This window comes from Acinetobacter sp. RF15B (assembly GCF_007558235.1).
Taxonomy (GTDB): domain Bacteria; phylum Pseudomonadota; class Gammaproteobacteria; order Pseudomonadales; family Moraxellaceae; genus Acinetobacter; species Acinetobacter lwoffii_C.
Map to the genome: position 1 here is coordinate 58,982 of NZ_VLSR01000009.1, position 21,953 is coordinate 80,934.

18 protein-coding genes and 2 pseudogenes are annotated in these 21,953 nt (G+C 42.7%); 8 read left to right on the top strand and 12 right to left on the bottom strand.

Translation table 11 applies throughout. The features are described from left to right. Positions 1-5: 5 nt before the first annotated feature. Together E2K74_RS08695 and E2K74_RS08700 are read right to left on the bottom strand one after the other, a co-directional pair. Positions 6-368: a Spx/MgsR family RNA polymerase-binding regulatory protein gene (locus E2K74_RS08695; RefSeq protein ID WP_151207259.1), complete on the bottom strand. Its 363-nt coding sequence runs from the start codon at positions 366-368 to the stop codon at positions 6-8. Between the two features lie 517 nt (positions 369-885). Next, complete coding sequence (locus E2K74_RS08700) at positions 886-1,704, bottom strand: exodeoxyribonuclease III (RefSeq protein ID WP_151207216.1); 819 nt, start codon at positions 1,702-1,704, stop codon at positions 886-888. Between the two features lie 40 nt (positions 1,705-1,744). On the opposite strand from E2K74_RS08700, the gene pyrE reads away from it, so the two are divergent. Continuing rightward, a complete protein-coding gene (gene pyrE / locus E2K74_RS08705; protein WP_151207218.1) occupies positions 1,745-2,395 on the top strand; it encodes an orotate phosphoribosyltransferase in 651 nt (216 codons plus the stop codon). Between the two features lie 287 nt (positions 2,396-2,682). Here pyrE and E2K74_RS08710 read toward each other — a convergent pair. From E2K74_RS08710 to E2K74_RS08755, 10 genes and pseudogenes are all read right to left on the bottom strand, one after another. Continuing rightward, positions 2,683-2,802 (bottom strand): annotated as a pseudogene (locus tag E2K74_RS08710) (IS5/IS1182 family transposase); the annotation flags it as partial. Positions 2,803-2,855: 53 nt separating this feature from the next. Further along, positions 2,856-3,064 (bottom strand): annotated as a pseudogene (locus E2K74_RS15050) (heteromeric transposase endonuclease subunit TnsA); the annotation flags it as partial. 133 nt (positions 3,065-3,197) lie between these two features. Continuing rightward, a complete protein-coding gene (gene glmS / locus E2K74_RS08720; RefSeq protein WP_151207220.1) occupies positions 3,198-5,036 on the bottom strand; it encodes a glutamine--fructose-6-phosphate transaminase (isomerizing) in 1,839 nt (612 codons plus the stop codon). 11 nt (positions 5,037-5,047) lie between these two features. Then, on the bottom strand, positions 5,048-6,412 hold the full coding sequence (gene glmU / locus E2K74_RS08725) for a bifunctional UDP-N-acetylglucosamine diphosphorylase/glucosamine-1-phosphate N-acetyltransferase GlmU (RefSeq protein ID WP_151207222.1): 1,365 nt from the start codon (positions 6,410-6,412) through the stop codon (positions 5,048-5,050). Positions 6,413-6,431: 19 nt separating this feature from the next. Further along, the gene (locus E2K74_RS08730; protein ID WP_151204691.1) at positions 6,432-6,953 is read right to left on the bottom strand and encodes a phosphatidylglycerophosphatase A; all 522 of its coding nucleotides are present in this window, start codon (positions 6,951-6,953) and stop codon (positions 6,432-6,434) included. Continuing rightward, a complete protein-coding gene (gene thiL / locus E2K74_RS08735; protein WP_151207224.1) occupies positions 6,931-7,848 on the bottom strand; it encodes a thiamine-phosphate kinase in 918 nt (305 codons plus the stop codon). The genes E2K74_RS08730 and thiL overlap by 23 nt, the downstream gene beginning before the upstream one ends. 18 nt (positions 7,849-7,866) lie before the next feature. Beyond that, positions 7,867-8,316 (bottom strand): transcription antitermination factor NusB, encoded by a 450-nt coding sequence (gene nusB, locus E2K74_RS08740; protein ID WP_151205652.1) that lies wholly within the window; start codon positions 8,314-8,316, stop codon positions 7,867-7,869. Between the two features lie 4 nt (positions 8,317-8,320). Next, on the bottom strand, positions 8,321-8,791 hold the full coding sequence (gene ribE, locus E2K74_RS08745) for a 6,7-dimethyl-8-ribityllumazine synthase (RefSeq protein WP_151205653.1): 471 nt from the start codon (positions 8,789-8,791) through the stop codon (positions 8,321-8,323). 18 nt (positions 8,792-8,809) lie between these two features. After that, complete coding sequence (gene ribBA / locus E2K74_RS08750; RefSeq protein ID WP_151207226.1) at positions 8,810-9,925, bottom strand: bifunctional 3,4-dihydroxy-2-butanone-4-phosphate synthase/GTP cyclohydrolase II; 1,116 nt, start codon at positions 9,923-9,925, stop codon at positions 8,810-8,812. A gap of 367 nt (positions 9,926-10,292) precedes the next feature. Continuing rightward, positions 10,293-11,267 (bottom strand): alpha/beta hydrolase, encoded by a 975-nt coding sequence (locus E2K74_RS08755; protein WP_151207227.1) that lies wholly within the window; start codon positions 11,265-11,267, stop codon positions 10,293-10,295. Between the two features lie 599 nt (positions 11,268-11,866). On the opposite strand from E2K74_RS08755, the gene E2K74_RS08760 reads away from it, so the two are divergent. From E2K74_RS08760 to E2K74_RS08795, 7 genes are all read left to right on the top strand, one after another. Next, entirely contained in the window at positions 11,867-13,090 is a 1,224-nt protein-coding gene (locus E2K74_RS08760) for an efflux RND transporter periplasmic adaptor subunit (protein WP_151203552.1), read from the top strand. A gap of 10 nt (positions 13,091-13,100) precedes the next feature. Beyond that, positions 13,101-16,184, top strand: coding sequence for an efflux RND transporter permease subunit (locus tag E2K74_RS08765; RefSeq protein WP_004974298.1), 3,084 nt, complete (start codon positions 13,101-13,103; stop codon positions 16,182-16,184). Further along, positions 16,177-16,500 carry a DUF3240 family protein gene (locus E2K74_RS08770; protein WP_004974301.1) on the top strand — a complete coding sequence of 108 codons (324 nt, stop codon included), beginning with the start codon at positions 16,177-16,179 and terminating at the stop codon, positions 16,498-16,500. Before E2K74_RS08765 ends, E2K74_RS08770 begins: the two co-directional genes overlap by 8 nt. After that, positions 16,500-17,807 carry a TolC family protein gene (locus E2K74_RS08775; protein WP_004974304.1) on the top strand — a complete coding sequence of 436 codons (1,308 nt, stop codon included), beginning with the start codon at positions 16,500-16,502 and terminating at the stop codon, positions 17,805-17,807. Before E2K74_RS08770 ends, E2K74_RS08775 begins: the two co-directional genes overlap by 1 nt. 84 nt (positions 17,808-17,891) lie before the next feature. Next, positions 17,892-18,542 carry a response regulator gene (locus tag E2K74_RS08780; protein WP_264765936.1) on the top strand — a complete coding sequence of 217 codons (651 nt, stop codon included), beginning with the start codon at positions 17,892-17,894 and terminating at the stop codon, positions 18,540-18,542. Further along, entirely contained in the window at positions 18,543-19,907 is a 1,365-nt protein-coding gene (locus E2K74_RS08785) for an ATP-binding protein (RefSeq protein WP_004974307.1), read from the top strand. Between the two features lie 368 nt (positions 19,908-20,275). Further along, positions 20,276-21,952: a phosphoethanolamine transferase gene (locus E2K74_RS08795; protein ID WP_151203557.1), complete on the top strand. Its 1,677-nt coding sequence runs from the start codon at positions 20,276-20,278 to the stop codon at positions 21,950-21,952. Position 21,953: the final 1 nt, after the last annotated feature.

Genomic DNA, 21,953 nt, shown 5'->3' on the forward strand with positions numbered 1-21,953 from the left:
GCTGATTAATCCTGTTTTTCTTCAACTAGAGCACGATAAGCAGCTTCGTCAAATCCGGCAATAAAGCCATCAGCAGTCTGTAAAATCGGTCTTTTAATTAAGCTGGTATGCGTGGTTAAGGCTTGCACCAGATGATCTTCACTGGCCAGTGCGGTTTGCTGCTCTTCTGCACTGAGTTTACGCCAGGTGGTGCCTTTTTTATTCAGAACCACGTCCTGACCGAGTGCATCCAACCAGCTTTTTACACATTCTGCATCAATGCCCTGTTTTTTATAATCATGGAATTCATAGCTCAACCCCAGTTCATTGAGCAGATCAAAGGCTTTTTTCATTGAATTGCAGTTTTTAATACCATAAATTCTTAACATCATCATCACTCATTTAAAGTCTTGGACTAGCTTAACCAAATTTAGTCAAGACGGCCACGGGGGACTGCAAAACAGGAGTGTCCGTCTGCATAGGAAAATTTCGAATCAGGGCCAAGCTGTCATGAAACTGACATAAGGAGGGGATAAGATTCTGGATAGAACAATAAGAAATAAAGTTTTAAATAAGAGAACAATCAGCGGATATATAAAAAAATCAAAACAATAATCAAGAATAAGAGTCATTATAATATGAGAAAACCCGCATCAATCATCCTGATTATGCGGGTCTCAGTATAACGTCCAATGTCACATCCATGAAAAACAAACTAAATTTGATGGTCTGTTTTATTTTCTTCCTACGGCTTCCTGTCCTTTATGTGTCATCCTGACATATCCCTGTGCCGTGCAGCTATCATGCTATGTTCTTAAACTCAAAGAAATCCAAGAAATACGTCATGGCATGTAAGCAATTCACCTTAATTGAGTAAACAATTGTTTACTCAGCTCTCAAGCCTTTTTACAGTTTGTAATCAATAATGACCGGTGCATGATCACTAAACCATTCATCTTTATAGACCCAGGCATTCACCGTACGGGTTTTCCAGTCTGGAGAACAGGCGTGGTAGTCAATCCGCCAGCCGACATTCTTGGCGCGGGCCTGACCACGATTCGACCACCAGGAATATAGCTCGGCTTCCTGGCGTACTTCACGGAAGGTATCTACATAGCCGAGTTCATCATAAATATGGTTCAGCCAGGCGCGTTCATGCGGTAAACAACCGGAAGATTTCTGGTTGCCCGACCAGTTTTTAATATCAATCCGTTTATGCACAATATTGTAATCCCCACAGACAATGACCGATTTATTTTCATCGCGCCATTGTTTCAGAATCTTTTGATATTCTTCTAAAAAGTGGTCTTTACGGGCCTGAGCTTCTTCACCCGATGAACCGGATGGCAGATAAAGCGAACAGATATATACAGTTTGTTCTAGGCCCAGATCGAATTCAGCGGCAATAAAACGGCCCTGTGAGTCTGCCAGTTCAAAACCCAGACCATCAGTGATGGAGACAAAAGGCATACGGCTATAAATGGCGGTGCCGGCATAGCCTGGACGCTCGGCTGGAAAGAGATGGGTGTACCAGCCTTCAGGCTTAAATTTATCGGTCCACTGAACATGGGTAATGCGGCTTTCCTGCATGCAAATCACATCGGCATCGGACTTTTCCATCCATTCCAGCAAACCCTTGCTTACAGAGGAACGTAAGCCGTTGACGTTAATTGAAACGACACGAAGAATTTTTTGATCACTTGGATAGCTACTCTTTGGTATCATGCGCAAGTCTTACCTTAATTAATGGATTCAGGAGCACCTCATGTCAACGCCAGCTCAGTTTAACCCGCAAGCTTTTATCGAACTCGCATTATCACGTGGTGTGCTTAAATTTGGTGAGTTTACTTTAAAATCGGGTCGTGTGAGCCCTTATTTTTTTAATGCCGGCTTGTTAAATGATGGCGAAGCCTTGTCTCTCTTGGCATCAGGCTATGCAGCCAAGCTGATGCAATGTGATCAGGTCGAAGTGGTTTTTGGTCCGGCATATAAAGGTATTCCATTTGTTGCTGCAACTGCGGTCGCACTGTCGCAAAATCATGGTGTGAGTATACCTTGGGGCTTTAACCGTAAAGAAGCTAAAGATCACGGTGAAGGTGGCGTATTGGTCGGAGCTTCGGTTGAAGGTAAAAAAGTCTGGATTATTGATGATGTGATTACTGCCGGAACTGCGATCCGTGAAGTGGTCACTATTCTGAAAAATGCCGGTGCACAAATTGCTGGGGTATTGGTTGCGTTAGATCGTCAGGAAAAAGGTCAGGGCGAACTTTCTGCAATCCAAGAAGTACAAAAAGAACTTGAAATTCCAGTACATGCACTGATCACTATGAAAGACTTAATGGATTATCTGGATGGTAAAGGCGAGCAGGAAGCACTGGCAAAAATGGAAGCCTATCGCGTTAAATACGGTATTTAAACCGGTATAGCTAGCAGTGGATAAGGAAGCTCAGGCTTCCTTTTTTATGACTTTAAAGTAGCCAGAACGCCTGATTGTCTCACTATCCATGAAAACCTAGACAATTTTGCTGGCCAAAAAAATCGTATCTGTCGACTTGATCGGCATACTCTGAGCAAAAAGTGTTAAGTAGAATTATCCTTTTAAATGGGGAACATCGGATAAAAATATGGACTATTTATAGCTTTTTATTGGTTTAACTGTTGAGACCCTCTTTCTTTTAATTTCTTTAGTCAACCCAAAAGCTGAACCGCTTCAACAAATAGTCGGTTATCGCTGGCCGTTACTCCCACAGTACCCGTTCGTCCAGGGAACAGATCTTTAATTTGTTCCCACTGATTATCTCTTAAGGCATAGCGTTTACTCATAAAAGTATAGTGGGCGCATGGTGGTTTTTCTCAAGTTAATTGATGACACGCCTTAGTAATAGAAAAGTAGAAAGTTCTAGATCAGAGAGAAGGTGATGGGTTCTTTGGCTTTTATGACCAAAAACTCGGTGAGATCGACCTTCTGAACTCACATCTCGAATTGTGATCCTAGGCTTATAGTTATTTCCAAAACCCTGTCATCGTCTTTAATCCATTTTTGAATTTTGAGTGCATGATTTTGTGTGTTCTTAAAGTTGGCCATAAAAAAATCCACACAGTATGCTGTTTAGAGCATAGCTTGTGTGGATTTTTTTGAGCAATTCAGTAGTACACTTTATTACTCAGTATGAGACTTTATTGTCTGACTACAATAACCAGCCTTGCTTCAATTCTGATTATTCTACGGTCACTGATTTTGCCAGGTTACGCGGTTGATCTACATCCGTTCCCCGCAGGACGGCTACATGATAAGACAGCAACTGAACCGGAATGCTATAGACGATAGGGGCTAAAAGTGCGTCTACTTCAGGAATATGCACCACATGCTGGCGTTCTTTGGCCTTGATGCCGCTATGCTCATCAGCAAAGACAAATAACTCGCCACCACGTGCCTGAACTTCTTCCATATTGGATTTTAATTTGTCCAGCATGTCATCCTGCGGTGCCAGAATGACCACAGGCATATCATTATCCACCAGTGCGAGCGGGCCATGTTTCAGTTCACCTGCTGCATAACCTTCTGCATGGATATAGGAAATTTCTTTCAGTTTCAACGCACCTTCAAGCGCGATCGGGAAATGCGTCCCACGGCCGAGGAACAAACAATGGTTTTTCTCTACAAACAGTTCAGACAGGCGCAGAATTTCATCATCATAACGCAGGGTGTCCAGAATCACTTTAGGAGTATGCCAGAGCCCGGTCGTAATCGCGGTAACTTGTTCCGTTGAAATCGTGTTTTTGACAGTACCGATTTTCAGTACCAGCAACATCAATGCAGTCAACTGGGTGGTAAAGGCCTTGGTCGATGCGACCCCAATTTCAGGTCCTGCCAGGGTCAGCAAGCTGTGCTCAGTTTCACGTACCATCGACGATGTAGCCACGTTACAAATGGTCATTGTGCTGATGTCTAAACCTTTGGCCTGAGCGCGTTTTTGCGTATCGCGTAAAGCCGCCAGGGTATCTGCGGTTTCACCGGATTGAGAAATACAGACATACAGGGTGTGGTTTACAATCACTGGCGTGCGGTAACGGAATTCACTGGCAATTTCAACCTGACAAGGCAGGCCGATTAGCTGCTCAAACCAGTATTTGGCAATCATACCGGCATGGTAGCTGGTCCCGCAAGCAATGATCTGGATCTGCTGGATCTTGGAAAAATCCTGCTCTGCACTAACCAGAAAGTCTTCACGCAGGGCATTTCCATTGAGTGCTTGGGAAATGGTTTGCTGGATGGCTTCAGGCTGCTCATAAATTTCTTTGAGCATATAGTGCTTGTATTCGCCTTTAGAGGCATTACTCACCGCAGCATCCAGTTCCTTCACCGGACGCTCAACCAGTTGACCATCCACAAACACTTCAATCGTGCTACGAGTCAAACGGGCAATATCCCCTTCTTCCAGGTAGATAAAGCGGTTGGTAATTGGCAGCAGGGCCAACTGGTCAGAACTGATAAAGTTTTCACCAATTCCAACCCCAATCACCAGTGGTGAGCCTTCACGCACCGTGATTAACTCATCCGGATGATCGGTATGAACAATACCCAGTGCATACGCGCCTTTTAGTTGTGGCACCACCTGTTTTACCGCTTCCAGTAAAATCGGGGTCGATTTCAGTGCATCATTGACCAGATGGGCAACGACTTCAGTGTCGGTCTGTGAAGTGAATACATAACCTAGAGCTTCAAGGTCATCTTTCAGCTCTTGATAGTTCTCGATAATGCCGTTATGTACCACGGCCACATTGCCGGAGATATGCGGATGGGCATTATTCTCAGTCGGCTTGCCATGTGTGGCCCAGCGGGTATGGGCAATCCCGAGCGAACCAATAATCTGTGATTCATTGACTGCATTTTCAAGGTTGGCAACCTTGCCGACACGACGTTCACGTAGAACCTGATTCTGGTTAATCAGGGCCAGGCCGGCTGAGTCATAGCCACGGTATTCAAGACGTTTCAGGCCTTCAATTAAAATATTGGTAATGCTGCGTTCCGCAATGCCACCGACGATACCACACATAATATTTCCCCTTATTTCTTGATCTTTTGCGGACGTGGATAATTTTCTTTGGCAAATTGCTTGGAACGTTCCACCGCTAAACTGTTCTCTGCCACATCACGGGTAATGGTTGAGCCTGCACCGACAGTGGCACCATTGCCAATCTGTACTGGAGCAACCAAGGAGCTGTTGGAACCAATAAAGGCATTATCTCCAATGATGGTTTTAAATTTATTGGCGCCGTCGTAGTTGCAGGTAATGGTACCGGCACCAATATTAGAACCACTGCCGATTTCGGCATCACCTAAGTAGGTGAAATGATTGGCCTTGGAACCTAGGCCAATACTTGAATTTTTGACTTCGACAAAGTTGCCAATATGTACGTCATTGGCCAGTTTCGCCCCTGGACGTAAACGTGCAAAGGGACCAATCTGTGCATCTTCACCGACAACAGCCTGATCGAATACGCTATATGGCTGTACTTTGGTACCCGCAGCAATTTTGGTATTTTTAATCACGCAGCCTGCGCCAATTTCAACCTGGTCACCGAGTTCGCAATCACCTTCGATAATCACGTTGATATCAATACGGACATCTTGGCCCGCTACCAGCTTGCCGCGTAGGTCAAAACGGTTGGGATCAATCAGATGAACACCTTGCTGCATCAGCTGCTTGGCTTGAAAAGCCTGGAATTGGCGTTCTAGGGCAGCCAGTTGTACGCGGTCATTGACGCCTTCGACTTCAAAAGCCAGTTCAGGTTCTACCGAGGCCACCTGCATGCCATCGGCCAGCGCCATCGCCACGATATCCGTCAGGTAATATTCGCCTTGTGCATTATCATTGCTTAAACGTGGCAGCCATTCATGCAATTTGGCATTGCTGACTGCATAAATCCCGGTATTGATTTCCTTAATTTGGCGCTGTGCGTCAGTCGCGTCTTTATGTTCAACAATCGCTTGAATCTGGCCATCTTTACGAACAATACGACCATAACCTGTTGCATCTGGCAAGGTTAAGGTTACCAGGCCAATGCCTGTCTCTTGGGTAGCATTCAGCAGGTTTTGTAAGGTAGCTGGCCTAATACAAGGCACATCACCCGACAGGATCAGGGAAATTCCATCCTGTGGCAAGACCGGTAACGTCATTTGTACCGCATGACCGGTACCCAGCTGTTCTGCCTGTTCCACCCATTGGATAGCTTGATCTGCAAATGCAGTTTGAACGCGATCACCGCCGTGTCCATAAATGGTAATAATATTATTAGCATTCAGCTTTTTCGCCGTGTCGATCACATGACCAAGTAAGGGGCGTCCTGCAAGAGGTTGTAATACTTTGGGTAAATGAGAGCGCATACGCGTTCCTTTACCTGCAGCAAGAATAATGACAGTCGTTGACATGTTCTCATCCTAAATGTAGCTAGGCCATGGTAAAATAAAGATAAATCAGAATACAAAGAGCTGCCCAAAGGCCGGCAATAATATCATCCAGCATGATGCCGAATCCCCCGCCGACTTGGCGGTCAATGACCCGGATTGGCCAAGGTTTCCAGACATCAAACAAACGGAACAGGGCAAAGCCAACCAGAAGCCACAGCCAGTTCATCTGCCCCATATAGAGAACGGGTAGAAACGTGATGGATTGCCCAGCAAATTCGTCCCAGACAATCCGGCCATCATCATGTACACCCATCAGCTCAGCGGTTTTGCCACAGATATAGATGCCAATCAGTGACATGATCACCATGGCAAAAAGGCTATTTAAAAAACCCAGAGAGAGCCAGAACGGCACAAATAACAGCGCAAAAGCTGAGCCAAACGTCCCCGGCGCTTTCGGTGCCAGGCCAGAACCAAAGCCCACTCCACTAAATACAATCAATCGGTCCTTCCAGGACATCGCTTTAAAATTTATTGCAGGTTTATGCAAAATGTTGATACCCATTAAATTGAAGCAAATGATCTATGCCATTTTTTTCAAAAGTTAAACCGAGTGAAGAATGAACAGTGCCGATTATACTGATCGAAACATCAATTTGTTTTTGCAATAATTTTTCATAATTTTGCGCACTTATTGTAAAGCATAATTCATAATCATCGCCACCGGCGAGCGCATATTGCCATTTTTGCTCATCACTTAAGGTGTGCAGGGCAGGGCTGAGCGGGAGCTGATCCAGTGCCAGGGTTGCACCCACTTGAGAAGCTTGAAGAATATGTCCCAGATCTTGAGCCAGGCCATCCGAAACATCAATCATGCTATGTGCCAGACCTTTTAAGGCAGCACCAAGCTGGCAGCGTGGACTCGGATAATCCAGCCGCTGCTGTAAGGGGTGGCCGGGATGATTCAGGGCAAAAGCTGCATCGCCGACGGTACCGCTGACACAGATCAGGTCACCCGGTTGGGCACCTGAGCGCGGAATAGCCTGTCCGCTATCGACCCAACCAAGTGCAGTGATGCTTATGGTCAGGTGAGGGCTCTGTGTGGTATCGCCACCAATTAAGCTCACCCCAAATTGATCGCAGCAATCATACAGACCCTGACTAAAGGCTTTGAGCCAGGCATGATCAATTTGGGGTAGGCTCAAGGCCAGCAAAATACTGTGCGGAGTGGCACCCATGGCAGCAATATCGGACAGATTAACAGCAACCGATTTCCAGCCAATCGCATGCGGGTCAGTCTCTAGGGGGAAATGTCGTCCAGCCACTGAAGTGTCGGTACAGATCACCAGTTGTTGCTGTGGAGGAGGGGTGAGCACGGCTGAGTCGTCACCGACGCCTAAATCGACAGAATTGAGATTCCGCCGATTAAAATAGCTATCAATAATCGAGAACTCAGCCATACAACAATGCGACTTAAACTAGTGGGCTTGCTGTTTTTCTGCTGTACGTAGCGTCGTGGCTAAACGGTCCAATACACCATTGATGTATTTATGGCTGTCTGCACCGCCAAAATGTTTAGCCAGTTCGATTGCTTCGTCCAAAACCACACGATACGGAATTTCCAGATGTTCTTTCAATTCGTAGGCGCCCAAACGCAGTGTAGCCAGCTCAACGCCGTCCAGTACGGTAATTTCACGATCCAGTACCGGAATTAAGAGCGCATCCAGTGCTTCATGATTGGCAACCACTTGAGTCAACAATTCATGATAATAGCTCAGATCCACTTTATGCATGGCATTTTCCACACGCGTACGTGCTTCAATCTCATGCACCGGATTGTGGCTCATCTGCCATTCATAAATTCCTTGCACAGCAAAACGACGTGCTTTACGTTTTGCTGCATAAGTTGCTTGAAGTGTTTGCGACATAGCGTTAGATAGCCTTTAACAAGTTAACCATTTCAATCGCAGTTAAAGCAGCTTCACTGCCTTTATTTCCTGCTTTTGTACCCGAGCGTTCAATCGCTTGTTCGATACTGTCCGTAGTGAGTACACCGTTAATGACCGGTAAGCCAGTGTCCAGGCCAACCACGCCCAAACCTTTGGCACATTCACCCGCCACAAAATCGAAATGAGGGGTGCTACCACGAATCACTGCGCCAAGTGCAATGATGGCATCGAAACGTTCCGAAACAGCCAGTTTTTTTGCAACTACCGGCAGTTCCCAGGCACCCGGTGCATGAACAACCGTAATATTATCCTCTGATACGCCATGACGTTTCAACGTATCAATAGCACCTTCTAACAGATGTTCAACAACAAAGCTATTAAAACGACCAACTAAAATCGCGAAACGGCCTTCGCTCGCGAGATGCAACATACCTTCAATACGGCGAATAGCCATAGGAACCTCGATTATTTCTTAAGATGTTTGTTGTGCAGTGATGTATTCCACCACTTCTAAGTTAAAGCCGGACAGGGCATTGAAACGTAATGGAGAGCTGAGCAGCTTCATTTTTTCCACGCCCAGATCACGTAAAATTTGTGCACCCACCCCAATGGTTTGATATTGCTGAGACAGTGCAGCATTGGATTTGACATTTTTCGGTGCTTTCAGGGTCTCTAAAGCCGGGCCTAAGTCCTGTAAATGGCGCTGGCCGATCCAGACCAGTACACCGCGGTCGCTGGTAGAAATCTCTTTGAGTGCTCGGTCCAGATTCCAGGTACTTTCACTGTCCGGTTTTTTGACTTTTAAAAGATCGCGGGTCGGGTTAAAACCATGTACGCGTACCGTCGTGACACCTTGTTTAGGCTCGCCTTTTACTAAGGCTAAATGAATATCCGGATTGCCGAGCTCACGGTAACGATATAAGTCAAAGCTGCCATATTCAGTCTCGATGGCTTGATGATCAATACGTTCAACCGTCTGTTCATTGGTCATACGGTAATGAATCAGGTCGGCAATGGTGCCAATTTTCAGACCATGCTTTTCGGCAAATACTTCCAGATCCGGACGGCGCGCCATGGTGCCATCTTCTTTAATAATTTCACAAATCACCGATGCGGGTTCCAGACCGGCAAGGCGGGCCAGATCACATCCTGCTTCGGTATGACCTGCGCGGTGCAATACCCCACCTGGCTGTGCCATTAAAGGGAAAATATGGCCGGGCTGTACAATATCTGTTGGCTTGGCATGTGCCGCCACCGCAGTCTGAATCGTGTGAGCACGTTCAGCGGCTGAAATGCCGGTGGTAATCCCTTCTGCTGCTTCAATAGACAGCGTGAAGTTGGTGCCATGCTGGGCACCGTTCGCATCGACCATTAACGGTAAATTCAGCTGCTGGCAACGCTCTTTACTCAACGTCAGGCAGACCAGACCACGCGCATGGGTGATCATAAAGTTGATGTCCTCCGGGCGGACATGCGTGGCAGCAATAACCAGGTCACCTTCATTTTCACGGTCTTCATCATCCATCAGGATGACCATTTTTCCTGCACGGATATCTGCGACAAGCTCTTCAACTGTATTGAGCGGCATCAATCTTCACCTTCTTCTTTGATCTTTATCAGACCGAATCATGACATTATTGCTGCATAGTCTAACGCTTTTTAAGCAATTTTGCCTATGCCTATTACTTTGTCTGTAGCGTTCATTGTTATACACAGTCTTGCAGGTGATGGAAAGTCGACTTTAAAGTAAAGCCCAGCTTTGTGCTGTATTTTTGTACAGTCACAAAGCAAGAAAAAATAAAAAATCTGGATAAAATGCCAGCTGTTAAAAATAAATTGGTTTTTATAGAATTTTCGCAGTGTTACTGTTTTAGGGTGATTGAGAACAACCTTTAAAAGTGGTCATAAAACCAGACAGCCTGACCTGCTGTTAGGAATGGTCTGACCTATTCTGGTCAGACCAAAAGAGATTTTTGTTCCAGCCATTGAAACAGTTGCTGATACACCTGCTCTCTGGCCGGTTTTTCTGAAAGTACCAGATCATGGACAGCATTTTGAATGGAACACAGCTGTACATCGCCCTGTAGCTTTTGAGCATGATCAATTATATCTTGCACCTGAAGAATTACGTCACTGCTTTGAGCAGCGTAATTAAAGCGTAAAGGATAGCGGGTTTGATGGGCATGCAGGATTAAAGTAGGCACTGTAAGATGAACTCCCTGATGAAGGTGTTTCTGAGCCTCATAAATGGCATGCACAAAACTTAAACGTACCAAGGGGTAGCTTGGTTTTTTCCATTCCAGATTGAAATTCCATTCTCCTTGATAACTGATATGCAAGCTGGGTACATACCAGCGATTGAGACGGCTTGGAAACTGCAGGTCTGGAAAGCGTTTTCCTAAACGGCTCAGTTGAGGCAATAAAATCTTTTTCTCTAGATAGCGCATGTTGAAGTCATAAAATGGACTGTTGAGCCAGAGTCCCTTGATTAGAGGATGATCGGGATGCCGGGCGGTATAAAGGGTAGTAATTAATCCACCGGTTGAATGCCCGCATAGAAGTATCTGGTCATGGCCTTCTTGGCCAATCAGCTCGAGTGCCTGATTAATTTCAGCATCATATTCAGAGAGACTGTAGACATTGTAGAGCTTCTGGTGACATAAATGGGAGCGTCCATATTTTCTTAAATCCAGAGCATAAAAATCAAAGCCTTGCTGATTAAAGCGTTCCGCCATTTCAGTTTGAAAAAAGTAATCAATAAAACCGTGGATATAAAGCACGGCCTTAGAGGTGGTTTGGGCTGCTTTTTTACGCACCAGCGTGGCAATGACCGGGCCTTCATAATCTTCAGGAAAGTTGAAAGTGGTCTGCTCATAACCCTCACCTAAAATATCAGCCTGATAGACTGGCGCCACAGCACTATTTTTCATTTTGTTATACTCATGATTTTTTAGATTATCCTTAAGGATAAGTGTGAGTTTGTCAAACTCTGCTGAAAGTTTTTTAATATAAAATCAACAACAAAAAAGCCCCAATCTTTCGATCAGGGCTTTTTAAATCTGGAGCGGGAAACGAGACTCGAACTCGCGACCCCAACCTTGGCAAGGTCACCGAGATTTATTCCATTAAATGACCTTAATTATAAGTATATGATTTGATTACTGGTATATAGTTTTTGGTGGAGTAAAATTTTGATCAATTTAGATCATTTAATGTGGTTTTGGTCACTTCATTTTAGACATTTTAGTTTATAAAAGTCACCTATGTTTTGATGCTGATTTTCGTGAGAAATAATAACAATATATAGTTTAATATAATGATTATTAATAATTTATAAATCGACTACAACATGTAGTAGCGAAGATGCTCAAAATGCACTTACTACGTAACATCAGTTAAATAAAAGTCTCCCACAAACCCAATACGGTTCACTTGGGCCTATGCAGTCTGAAATAGGTTTATAAACTTAATCTGATCTTAAGAACTTAATCTTAGCTTTGTAGAGAAAATCTCTTGAAGGATGAAACGAGTGGATCAGCGAGTAGATGTACTAAATTTTAAAAAACTATTATATCTAATGAGCGTCTTGATCTTGATTAGCCTTGGGCTATGGTGGGGAAGTAAGCTGCTCTCGAATAAAAATATAGAGGCTAAAGTAGAGAGACAGGTTTCAGAGGCTGAGAGGAGTCCTGAAGTCTCAGAGCAACAAATCTTAATTTCTTCAAAACAAATTGAGCAAGTTGGGATCAAATTACACACATTAGGTGCTTCTTCTACTAACATACAAAAACAAATTATTTTACAAGGGCAAGTACAGTGGTCACCAGAAAGCAAAGTTGTACTGACTAGTCCTGTTTCAGGAATGGTGCAGCAAGTTTTGGTACAACCCTTGGCAGAAGTTACCCGGAATCATCATGTACTTGCTGTACATAGTCCAGATTTAATTCAGATTCAAAATGAAATATTGCAGCTTCGTGCTCAACAACAATTAGCCCAGCAAAATTTAACACGTGAACGTAGCTTATATGCTGAAGGCATTATTGCCGAGAAGCGTGTGCAAGAGGCACAGAATCAAGTACAGCGTCTTAATATTGACTTAGGTGCAAAACAGCGAATGCTGCAATTTATGGGAGGAGGGCAGGTAAATAGTCTAAATTCCATTGTCTATGTTAAAAGCCCAACAAGTGGTTATATAGAAAACTTACAGGTTTCTACAGGTCAGTATGTTGAGGCTGGTACAGTATTAGGTCAACTTGTAAACGCTGATTCACCGTTACAATTGTTATTACAAGCTAATTTAGCTGACAGTAAATATGTGCATATTGGGGATGTTGTTCAGGTTGAAGGTTGTGATATTACAGGGCATATACAAAATATCGCTCCAGCACTTGTAGGGAATACACAAACTCAAAATATCATCGTACAAATGGATACCAAACATAATTGTTTGCGGGTGCAACAATTTGTCAAAGTTCATGTTCAAAGTAAGCAGCCAACAGTAATTGCAGCATGGCCAGTACCAAGTACTGCCATAACCTCACAAGATGGTAAACACATTATTTTTGTTAAAAATCAGAAGGGGTTTGAAGCTGTAACGGTTGAAGTTCTATCAGCTGATCAGCAGCAAAGTTATATTACAGCTGAAAAATTAAAACCCAAAATGCAACTTGCTATCAGTGGTGTAGAGCGTCTCAAGGCGGTGTGGTCTGGCTTTGGTGCAGAGCAAGCACCTATTAGCACTACAGAACGTTGAGGTGAGACATATGTTAAAACGTCTTATCGCCTTTTCACTTAGTCAGCGCATTTTAATATTATTGCTCACATTGGCGATCAGTGTGGCAGGCTACATTGCTTTTACGAAACTACCAATTGATGCTTTTCCTGATGTGTCAAGTACGCAAGTACAAATTGTGATGAAATCGCCCGGCATGACGCCCGAAGAGGTGGAAAGCCGTATTGTTGTACCCATTGAACAAGAAATGTTGGGAATATCTCATCAGACAGTAATGCGTTCGCAATCTAAATACGCGATTGCGATTATCACATTAGACTTTGCTGAAGGCACTGACCCTTATTGGGCTAGACAACAGGTGAATGAACGTTTAAGTAATGTGATGTCTGCATTACCAAGTAGTACGTCAGGTGGAATTGCACCCATGACGACCCCATTAGGTGAATCTTTTATGTTTACCTTACATGGGCCACTCAGTGATATGGAAAAACGAACTCTACTTGATCGGGTGGTTCGTCCACAACTTCGTAAAATTGAAGGGGTCGCCGATGTTAACGCTTTGGGGGGACTTGTTCGTACATTTGAAGTGACCCCTAATTTAGAGGCCCTGGCGGCACGAGGCTTATCTTTAACACAGCTACAACAGGCAATCGAGCTAAATAATGCCAGTGATGGTGCTGGGCGGCTTAATGAAAATGGAGAGTCATTACTGATCCGAAGCGATAGCCGCGTCAGAAACCTTGAAGAGTTAGGCGATATTATTGTTTCTAGCCATCAAGGAACATTGGTGCGGGTTAAAGATGTTGCACAGGTACATACTGGAGCACTCACACGCTATGGTGCAGTGACTGAAAATGGCCAAGGTGAGGCTGTCCAAGGTATTGTATTAACTTTAAAAGGTGCGAATGCACGTCAAGTCGTTCAACATGTTCGTGAGCATTTGTCCGACATTGAAAAAACTCTGCCACAGGGTACAACGATTGAACCATTTTATGATCGTGGTGAGTTGGTAAACCGAGCCATTCATACCGTAAGTAAAACGTTATTAGAAGCTATTGTCTTAGTCTTGATTTTACTTTTATTGTTCTTAGGAAACCTAAGGTCTGCTTTAGTGGTTGCGGCAGTTTTACCATTATCTGCACTAAGTACTTTTTTGATGATGCACCATTTTGGTTTAAGTGCCAATTTAATGTCTTTAGGTGGTTTGACGATTGCGATTGGTTTATTAGTGGATGCTGCAGTTGTAGTGGTTGAAAATATTGAAATGCAACTTGCTGAAGCAAAAGAGTCACCGCAACGTTCTTTTTTACCGCCATTAAATATGATTTACCGCGCAGTGTCTGAGGTTGCAGTACCAGTCACAGCAGGCATGATCATTATTATGTTAGTGTTTATTCCATTGGTCACGCTTGAAGGATTGGAAGGGAAGCTCTTTTCACCTGTGGCTTTAACAATTGTATTTGCTTTATCAAGTTCACTAATTTTTTCTTTGACAGTGATTCCTGTACTGTGTTCATTCTTTCTAAAACCGAAAGCACATCACACACCCTTTTTAGTAGCTAAATTAGAAACTGGTTACCGAAAACTTTTGAATCTGAGTTTAGCCCATCCTAAACAGATTTATGTCTTAGCAGGTGGTACCTTACTTCTGGCTGCATTGATTTTCCCATTCATTGGAAAGTCATTTATGCCAACCATGGATGAGGGAGATACTATTTTACAGTTAGAAAAAATCCCTTCGATTAGCTTACAAAACTCAATTGCATTAGATCTGGATATTCAAAAACGTATTTTGGAACAAGTGCCTGAAGTTGAAAGAATTGTGGCACGTACAGGTTCTGATGAATTGGGATTAGACCCTATGGGGTTAAATGAAACAGATAGTTTCATTGTGCTAAAACCACAAACGCAATGGCAAGTCAAAAATAAAGAGCAAATTTTAGAAAAAATTCGTCTTGTACTTCAAGATGTTCCTGGCGTGAACTTAACATTTAGTCAACCCATAGAGATGCGCACTTCAGAAATGTTGTCTGGAGTACGAGGAGATTTGGCTGTCAAAATTTTTGGAAGTGATTTAGACCAGCTTAATGATTTATCAAAGCAAATTGCAATAGTTCTACAAGGCATTGAAGGCAATGAAGATGTCATGACACTCGAAAATTCGGGAGTACAGTATCAAGAGCTGCGAATCCATCGTGATATGGCTATACGAAATCAATTGGACAGTCAAAATGTTCAAGCCCAACTCAAGATGCTCGTGGAAGGCAAAGAAATAGGTTCCATTATTGAACAGGGGCGCCCTGTTCCATTAATGATGAAAGGGGATCCACGTTTGGGAGAGTCGAGTTTTGAATTTTCCAATATTGCCTTGCCAATTGAGAATGCAGCTGCAGTGCCATTGTTATCTTTAGCAGAAGTGGTTAAGACTGAGGGTGTCGTAAAAATTGATCGTGAAAATGCATCACGAATGTCAGTGGTACGTGCCAACGTACGTGATCGTGATTTAGTTAGTTTTGTAGATGAAGCAAAACAATTGGTTGCAGAGAAAGTCAAGTTACCAACCGGCTACTCACTCAAATGGGGGGGGCAATTTGAAAACCAACAACGTGCGGCTGCTCGCTTAATGCTTGTTGTACCTGCTGCATTAACAATGATCTTCTTTTTACTATTTACGACTTTGGGTTCGGTGCGTCAAGCCGTATTGGTTTTCGTCAATATTCCCTTTGCGTTAGTCGGTGGAGTATTTGCATTAGCATTAACAGGTGAGTATTTATCTGTTCCTGCATCAGTTGGTTTTATTGCCTTGATGGGGATTGCTGTACTGAATGGTTTAGTGATGATTAGTTATTTTAATCAACTGATTTCTCGTGGTGTTGCAATTGAGGAAGTTGTTCGTGAAGGTGCTATGCGCCGTTTACGTCCAGTCATGATGACCGCGAGTATTGCAGCTTTAGGTTTGATCCCATTGTTATTTACTACTGGCCCTGGTGCCGAGATTCAACGTCCATTGGCGATAGTTGTGATTGGAGGGCTTATTTCTTGTACTTTGCTGACTCTGATTTTACTTCCTAACTTGTTTAAAAAATTTGGTTTAGCGCGAGATCATCATGTCTGAAATATGCCAACTCTCTATTAACGTGTCCTCTGATATTGCTGAAGAACTTATGGAGCATTTGTGGTTAATTCCTGAGTTGATTTCAGGGTGTACTTGTGTCAACGCACAAGGGTTTGGTAATCGCCAACATTATCGTAATGTTCAGGAAAAAATTCGCGGAGCAACTGAACGGAATCTTATATTGCTGATTGTACAACACGAATCTGTATCATTGGTTTTGGCGCATATTCAGCAAAAATTTAAATCAAGTGATTGTTTTTATTGGGTCATACCTACATTAATTTCTGGTTATATGAGCCAAGGAGCACTTGACTAATGACATTAAATATCAAATTTAAATCAACACTTCTAGGCCAAATTTGGTATCTGTTTGGGTTGGGCTATTGTTTTACAGTGGCTTCGACAGCAATTGCAAAACCTCAACTTGAAGCTGCTTTGCCACCACTTGAAGCAGTACAACAGAGTCTAGTAGAACATCCGAATGTGCGTGCTGCAATATCAGAGCAAGATTATGCAGACTTTGCCCGACAAGGATTAAAAGTAGGGCAAAATCCGTGGACTGTTACAGCCGGTATGCAAGTACGTAAGACGGATACACAACTAGAGCGAAAACAAGCCAATAGTTATGAACCTAGTTTGGGGATAGAAAAACAAATACGTTTGCCTAATAAATACCGGCTAGATCAAGATCTAGCACAACGTATTTCAAGTATTGCAGAACTGAAGTATGAGAATGCTCAACATCAAGCATCTAAAATGTTGTTAAATAGTTGGTTTGCTTATATGCGAAGCACATTGCATTTGAAGCGACTGCAAGAACAGCTGGATCAAATTCAGCAATTTATCCAAGTGACTGAACAACGTATTCGAGCAGGAGATGCACCACGACTTGAGCTAATGCTCTTGAAGAATGAGTACCAACAACTTGAGGAACAATATATGCAAGCTAAAGCTGCATATATTCAAGCTCAGCAATTGTTGGCCCGCGATTATAGAGGAAAGATCCCTGAACAGTGGAGCAGCGATGTTATACAGCCTAGCCCTATACAGTATAGTCAAGCAGAGTGGGTACAGAAAATTTTGTCAGTTAATCATGAGTTAGCACTCGTAAGGATGCAAGCTACACAGCAATACGCAGTATTAAAAAGAGAGCAGCTTAATAGACTGCCAGATCCTACGATTGGTTTTGGTTACAGTAGGGAGCAATCGGGAGAGGAGAATTTATTAGGGGTTAGTGTTTCAATTCCTTTGACTGCGCGACAAGTCGGTATTGCTTCAGGAATGGCAGCGGCAGAAGCAAAAAAAGCGGATTTGGAGGTATTGCGTGTAGAAAAACGTCTGCGTCAAGAAATACAGGGGTGGGTGATTCAAATGGAGTCAGCGACTGTACGGAATACGAAGGCGCAAGAAAACTTACAACTGTTGCAACAACAACATCACTTGATGCAAAAAGCGTATAAATTAGGTGAGTTGAATCTCAATGAGCTTTTGTTGCATTCGCAGCAATTGATTGAAGCACGTAGCCGAGTCGATCAAGCTAAAGTAGATTATGCAGAAAGTATGAGTTCCTTATTACTTGATTCTCATCAATTGTGGCCTTTACATGAGATGGATAGAATTTAACAGTAATATTTACGAGCATAGTAGGGATTATAAATTTGCGCTGTAGTTTGGTAAGCAAGAGAAAAAGGTGTTATGAGAGTTCTATTGGTAGAAGATGATTGCTTGTTGGCAAAAGCAACTGCACGTGGTCTAGATCAAATGGGCTTTGTAGTTGACATTGCGAGCACAGCAGAGCAAGCGTACCATTTTTTAGTGAGTTATCATTATCACTTTATTCTACTAGACTTAGGTTTGCCTGATCGAAATGGGATTGAAATTTTAAAATCACTACGTCGCAAAAAGAATCAAGTTGGAATTATTATTCTGACTGCTCAAGATCAAGTTGATGATCGTATTACAGGTCTAGAGGCAGGAGCTGATGATTTTGTTGTTAAACCTTATGATTTACATGAGGTCGTAGCAAGGATTCATGCTGTATTACGCCGAATTTCAGGAGAGGTAGGGGACCTAATTCAGGTTGGAAATATTAGTATTAACAAAGCGAGTAAACAAGTACTGTTAAATCAAGTCGAAATTGAGTTGACACATAAAGAGTTTCATTTATTGGAGTTATTTACTCTCAATCGTGGTCGTGTAATTTCGCGTGAAAATATAGAAAATTCATTTTATGCTTATGACGTTGATGTGAGTAGTAATGTTGTACAAGTCTATATTCATAACTTGCGTCGGAAATTAGGTAAAAATATTATCCGTACAGTACAAGGTTTTGGATATATCATGGATGAACAGCATTAAATGGCTGATCCAATTCGCAGCTATTCATTAACCCAGCGCTTATCTATAATTTTACTGGCAATTACCACTAGCGTTTGGTTGGGTAGTTTAGGAAGTATTTATTGGGGAATGCAAAACACTGCCAATAATATTTTTGATAAGTCATTGGCAGAAACTGCTCATGCTTTATTGTCTACGACTCTAAGTACCCTAGATGGAAAAGTACCGCAGCATACAGTGATTGAAAAAGCTAAGGGTGAGCATTATGACCAAATTGTATTTCAAATTTGGCATCGTGATGGACAATTAATTTATCGTTCTATTGGTGTGGAAACACAGCCATTTGTTCAGCAAGATAATTTTGGTTGGATTAAACTGAATAATAATACTTATCGTAGTTATTCTGTTTGGGATAGTACGCATACAATACAGGTACAAATTGCGCAGGTTTGGACAATTCGAAAAGATATTCAGCAAGATATGTTGCTGTTTTTGATTTTGGTTTCAATCATATTTTTGCCATTATTATTATGGTTGATTATTTGCACGATCCGTCGTCATTTATTGGCTGTATATAGCATTAGTCAAAACTTAGAAAAACAATCCATTGAACATTTAAATCCAATTAAGCCAGTTGTACCGAAAGAAATAGAACCTTTAGTGAGCTCTTTAAATACCTTACTTAGTGAGATTGCTGAAAGTATGCAACGTGAAAAACGTTTTACCTCAAATGCCGCTCATGAACTCCGTACACCATTAGCTGCTATACGCTTACATGCCCAAGTACTTCAAAATGCACGTTCCAATGAGGAGTCTAAGGAAGCTGCACAGGACATTATTACAGGAGTAGACAAAGCATCAAGAATGATTACTCAGTTGCTTACATTAGCGAGGCTTGAACCGAATGCCACACAAAACAAAAGCAATATTGATTTGGTAGATATTGTTAAAGGTACAGTTGAAATGATGGGTATTCAGTTCAGAAAAGCAGGTGTAGACTTACAATTGCATCTCACCTCAGTGTGCGTTTGGGGGCAGTCAGATCAGTTGGAAATTATGTTGAGAAATATACTCGAAAATGCCATTCTTTATCGTAGTTCAATACATAAACCCATTATTAAAGTCAGTTGTGGAAGTATTGGAAATGGTAGTTTTATACAGGTTGAAGATAACGGCATAGGTCTAGATGAAGCACAAATCCCATTTATATTTCAGCGTTTTTATAGAATAAATCAAGCCAGTTCTGTAGTAGGAAGTGGTCTGGGATTATCTATTGTGAAGCAGATTATTGACTCTCATTTAGGCAAGATTACTTTACAACGTGCAAATGCAGTTGGAGGATTGATTGTCAGAATTGAATTTTTCAAAAAATTGAATATTTATTAAAACGATAGTCAAAAAAATAGATTTTATCATATTGATTTATAAATTTAATTTAAATGCTGGCGTATATCGTTGTCCACTCATAATGTTCTCTCCTATGCAAAAAGAATAGACGAAATTTGTCTAGGAGAATGGTGGCAGTCCAGGGCCTGGTTCAAGCATGACTTGAGTAATACTCGGGCTGTGCTCATGATTTGCTTGAGCATTACTTGCGGATTTTCCCCAACGTGCTTGGGCTGCATTTTTGGTTTTATCAGATTTGATTTGAAATCAAAATATGTATAAGTTTTTGTAGCTCTCAGATTATTTTAAGTCATTTTTAAGATTCAAATTTTAGGCTAAAGCATATTAAAGTCTTTGAACTAAAAAAAATGCTTAAGCTGCCTTCTTTTCCCGGTCTACGCCAGATCAAACCCATCAGCCTTGCACGCTTCAACCTGTTACTCGCCATTTGGCTGGGACTGGTCTTAAACTTTGCTTTCTATCAGAAAATCCATCAACTGACGCCTTATACCAACCTCAAGGCAGACGCATTATTGGCGGCTACAGTCCTGGTAGTTATCGGCTTGTACAATCTGGTCTTGCAGTGGCTGAACTGGAAATGGAATGCCAAGATACTGGCCAGTGTGCTGATCATTCTGGGCGGTTTTAGTGCTTATTTTGTCAATAGTCTGGGGGTTGTTATTACGCCGGACCAGATCCAGAATATGCTGCAGACCGATGCCCGGGAAGTCCGTGATCTCTGGTCAATACGGCTGGTGATCTGGACGCTGGTCTTTGTGATTTTTCCTTTGTGTATCGTCTGGATGCTGAACATTCAGCCTGCATCTTTCGGGCGTCAATTGTTGCATAAAAGCCTGAGCAGTCTGCTTTCGGCCGTATTGATTCTAGGACTGTTATTCTGTTTTTATGTCGATTATGCAGCCATCTTCCGCGAGCACCGCGATCTGAAGGGCATGATTTCCCCGCAAAATAGTATTGCATCCACCGTATCCTACTATAAAAAGAAAGCACCTAAAGCCAATTTGCCTTTGATTCCTTATGGTGAAGATGCCCATCTGCTGCAGCAGGCTCAAATACAGAAACAACCCAAATTGATGGTGCTGGTGGTTGGGGAGACTGCACGTGCCGAGAGTTTTGCTTTAAATGGTTATGCACGCAATACCAATCCTGAACTGAGCAAGTTACCGATAATTAATTTCAATCAAGTCAGTTCTTGCGGAACTGCCACAGCTGTTTCAGTACCGTGTATGTTTTCAGGGATGACACGTCAAAACTATAATGAACAGTTGGCTAGCCACCGAGAAGGTTTGCTGGATATTGCTCAGCGGGCCGGTTATCAGGTGACCTGGATTGATAATAATTCGGGCTGTAAAGGTGCCTGTGACCGCGTACAAAAATACCAGATTCCAGCCCAACTGAAACAGAGATGGTGTGATGCTGGTGGTGAATGTTTTGATGAAATCCTGGTGGATAGCCTGAAAGATTATCTGGCGCATCTGGATAAAAACAACTCGAAACCGCAGTTAATTGTACTGCATCAGATGGGCAGTCATGGCCCCGCATATTTCAAGCGCTCCAAAGCACCATATCAGCCATTTCAACCGACCTGTAATACCAATGCCATTCAGGGCTGCAGTACAGAAGAATTAAAGAATAGCTATGATAATTCGATTGTATATACAGACCATGTTCTTGCCGAGATCATTGAAACTTTAAAGCAACAGACTCAATATCAAACCGGTTTCTGGTATCTGTCTGATCATGGAGAATCTACCGGAGAGCACGGTTTATACCTGCATGGTGCTCCTTATAGCATGGCGCCCACGCAGCAAACCCATATCCCAATGCTGATGTGGTTTTCTGATACCTGGCAACAGTATAATGCCCTGCAGCTAAACTGTTTAAAAACACAGACCGGACAGGCACGCAGTCACGATCATCTTTTCCCCAGCTTATTAAGTATGCTGGATATAAAAACGCAAGTGATTGAAGCTAAAAATGATATGCTTGCACAATGCTCATCATCATTAAAAAACAGAGCTTGAA

What these genes read in the sequence shown, in the direction of transcription:
- E2K74_RS08695 (WP_151207259.1), bottom strand. Translation starts at nt 368, where the DNA reads ATGTTAAGAATTTATGGTATTAAAAACTGCAATTCAATGAAAAAAGCC.
- E2K74_RS08700 (WP_151207216.1), bottom strand. Translation starts at nt 1,704, where the DNA reads ATGATACCAAAGAGTAGCTATCCAAGTGATCAAAAAATTCTTCGTGTC.
- pyrE (WP_151207218.1), top strand. Translation starts at nt 1,745, where the DNA reads ATGTCAACGCCAGCTCAGTTTAACCCGCAAGCTTTTATCGAACTCGCA.
- glmS (WP_151207220.1), bottom strand. Translation starts at nt 5,036, where the DNA reads ATGTGTGGTATCGTCGGTGGCATTGCGGAACGCAGCATTACCAATATT.
- glmU (WP_151207222.1), bottom strand. Translation starts at nt 6,412, where the DNA reads ATGTCAACGACTGTCATTATTCTTGCTGCAGGTAAAGGAACGCGTATG.
- E2K74_RS08730 (WP_151204691.1), bottom strand. Translation starts at nt 6,953, where the DNA reads ATGGGTATCAACATTTTGCATAAACCTGCAATAAATTTTAAAGCGATG.
- thiL (WP_151207224.1), bottom strand. Translation starts at nt 7,848, where the DNA reads ATGGCTGAGTTCTCGATTATTGATAGCTATTTTAATCGGCGGAATCTC.
- nusB (WP_151205652.1), bottom strand. Translation starts at nt 8,316, where the DNA reads ATGTCGCAAACACTTCAAGCAACTTATGCAGCAAAACGTAAAGCACGT.
- ribE (WP_151205653.1), bottom strand. Translation starts at nt 8,791, where the DNA reads ATGGCTATTCGCCGTATTGAAGGTATGTTGCATCTCGCGAGCGAAGGC.
- ribBA (WP_151207226.1), bottom strand. Translation starts at nt 9,925, where the DNA reads ATGCCGCTCAATACAGTTGAAGAGCTTGTCGCAGATATCCGTGCAGGA.
- E2K74_RS08755 (WP_151207227.1), bottom strand. Translation starts at nt 11,267, where the DNA reads ATGAAAAATAGTGCTGTGGCGCCAGTCTATCAGGCTGATATTTTAGGT.
- E2K74_RS08765 (WP_004974298.1), top strand. Translation starts at nt 13,101, where the DNA reads ATGTTAAAACGTCTTATCGCCTTTTCACTTAGTCAGCGCATTTTAATA.
- E2K74_RS08770 (WP_004974301.1), top strand. Translation starts at nt 16,177, where the DNA reads ATGTCTGAAATATGCCAACTCTCTATTAACGTGTCCTCTGATATTGCT.
- E2K74_RS08775 (WP_004974304.1), top strand. Translation starts at nt 16,500, where the DNA reads ATGACATTAAATATCAAATTTAAATCAACACTTCTAGGCCAAATTTGG.
- E2K74_RS08785 (WP_004974307.1), top strand. Translation starts at nt 18,543, where the DNA reads ATGGCTGATCCAATTCGCAGCTATTCATTAACCCAGCGCTTATCTATA.
- E2K74_RS08795 (WP_151203557.1), top strand. Translation starts at nt 20,276, where the DNA reads ATGCTTAAGCTGCCTTCTTTTCCCGGTCTACGCCAGATCAAACCCATC.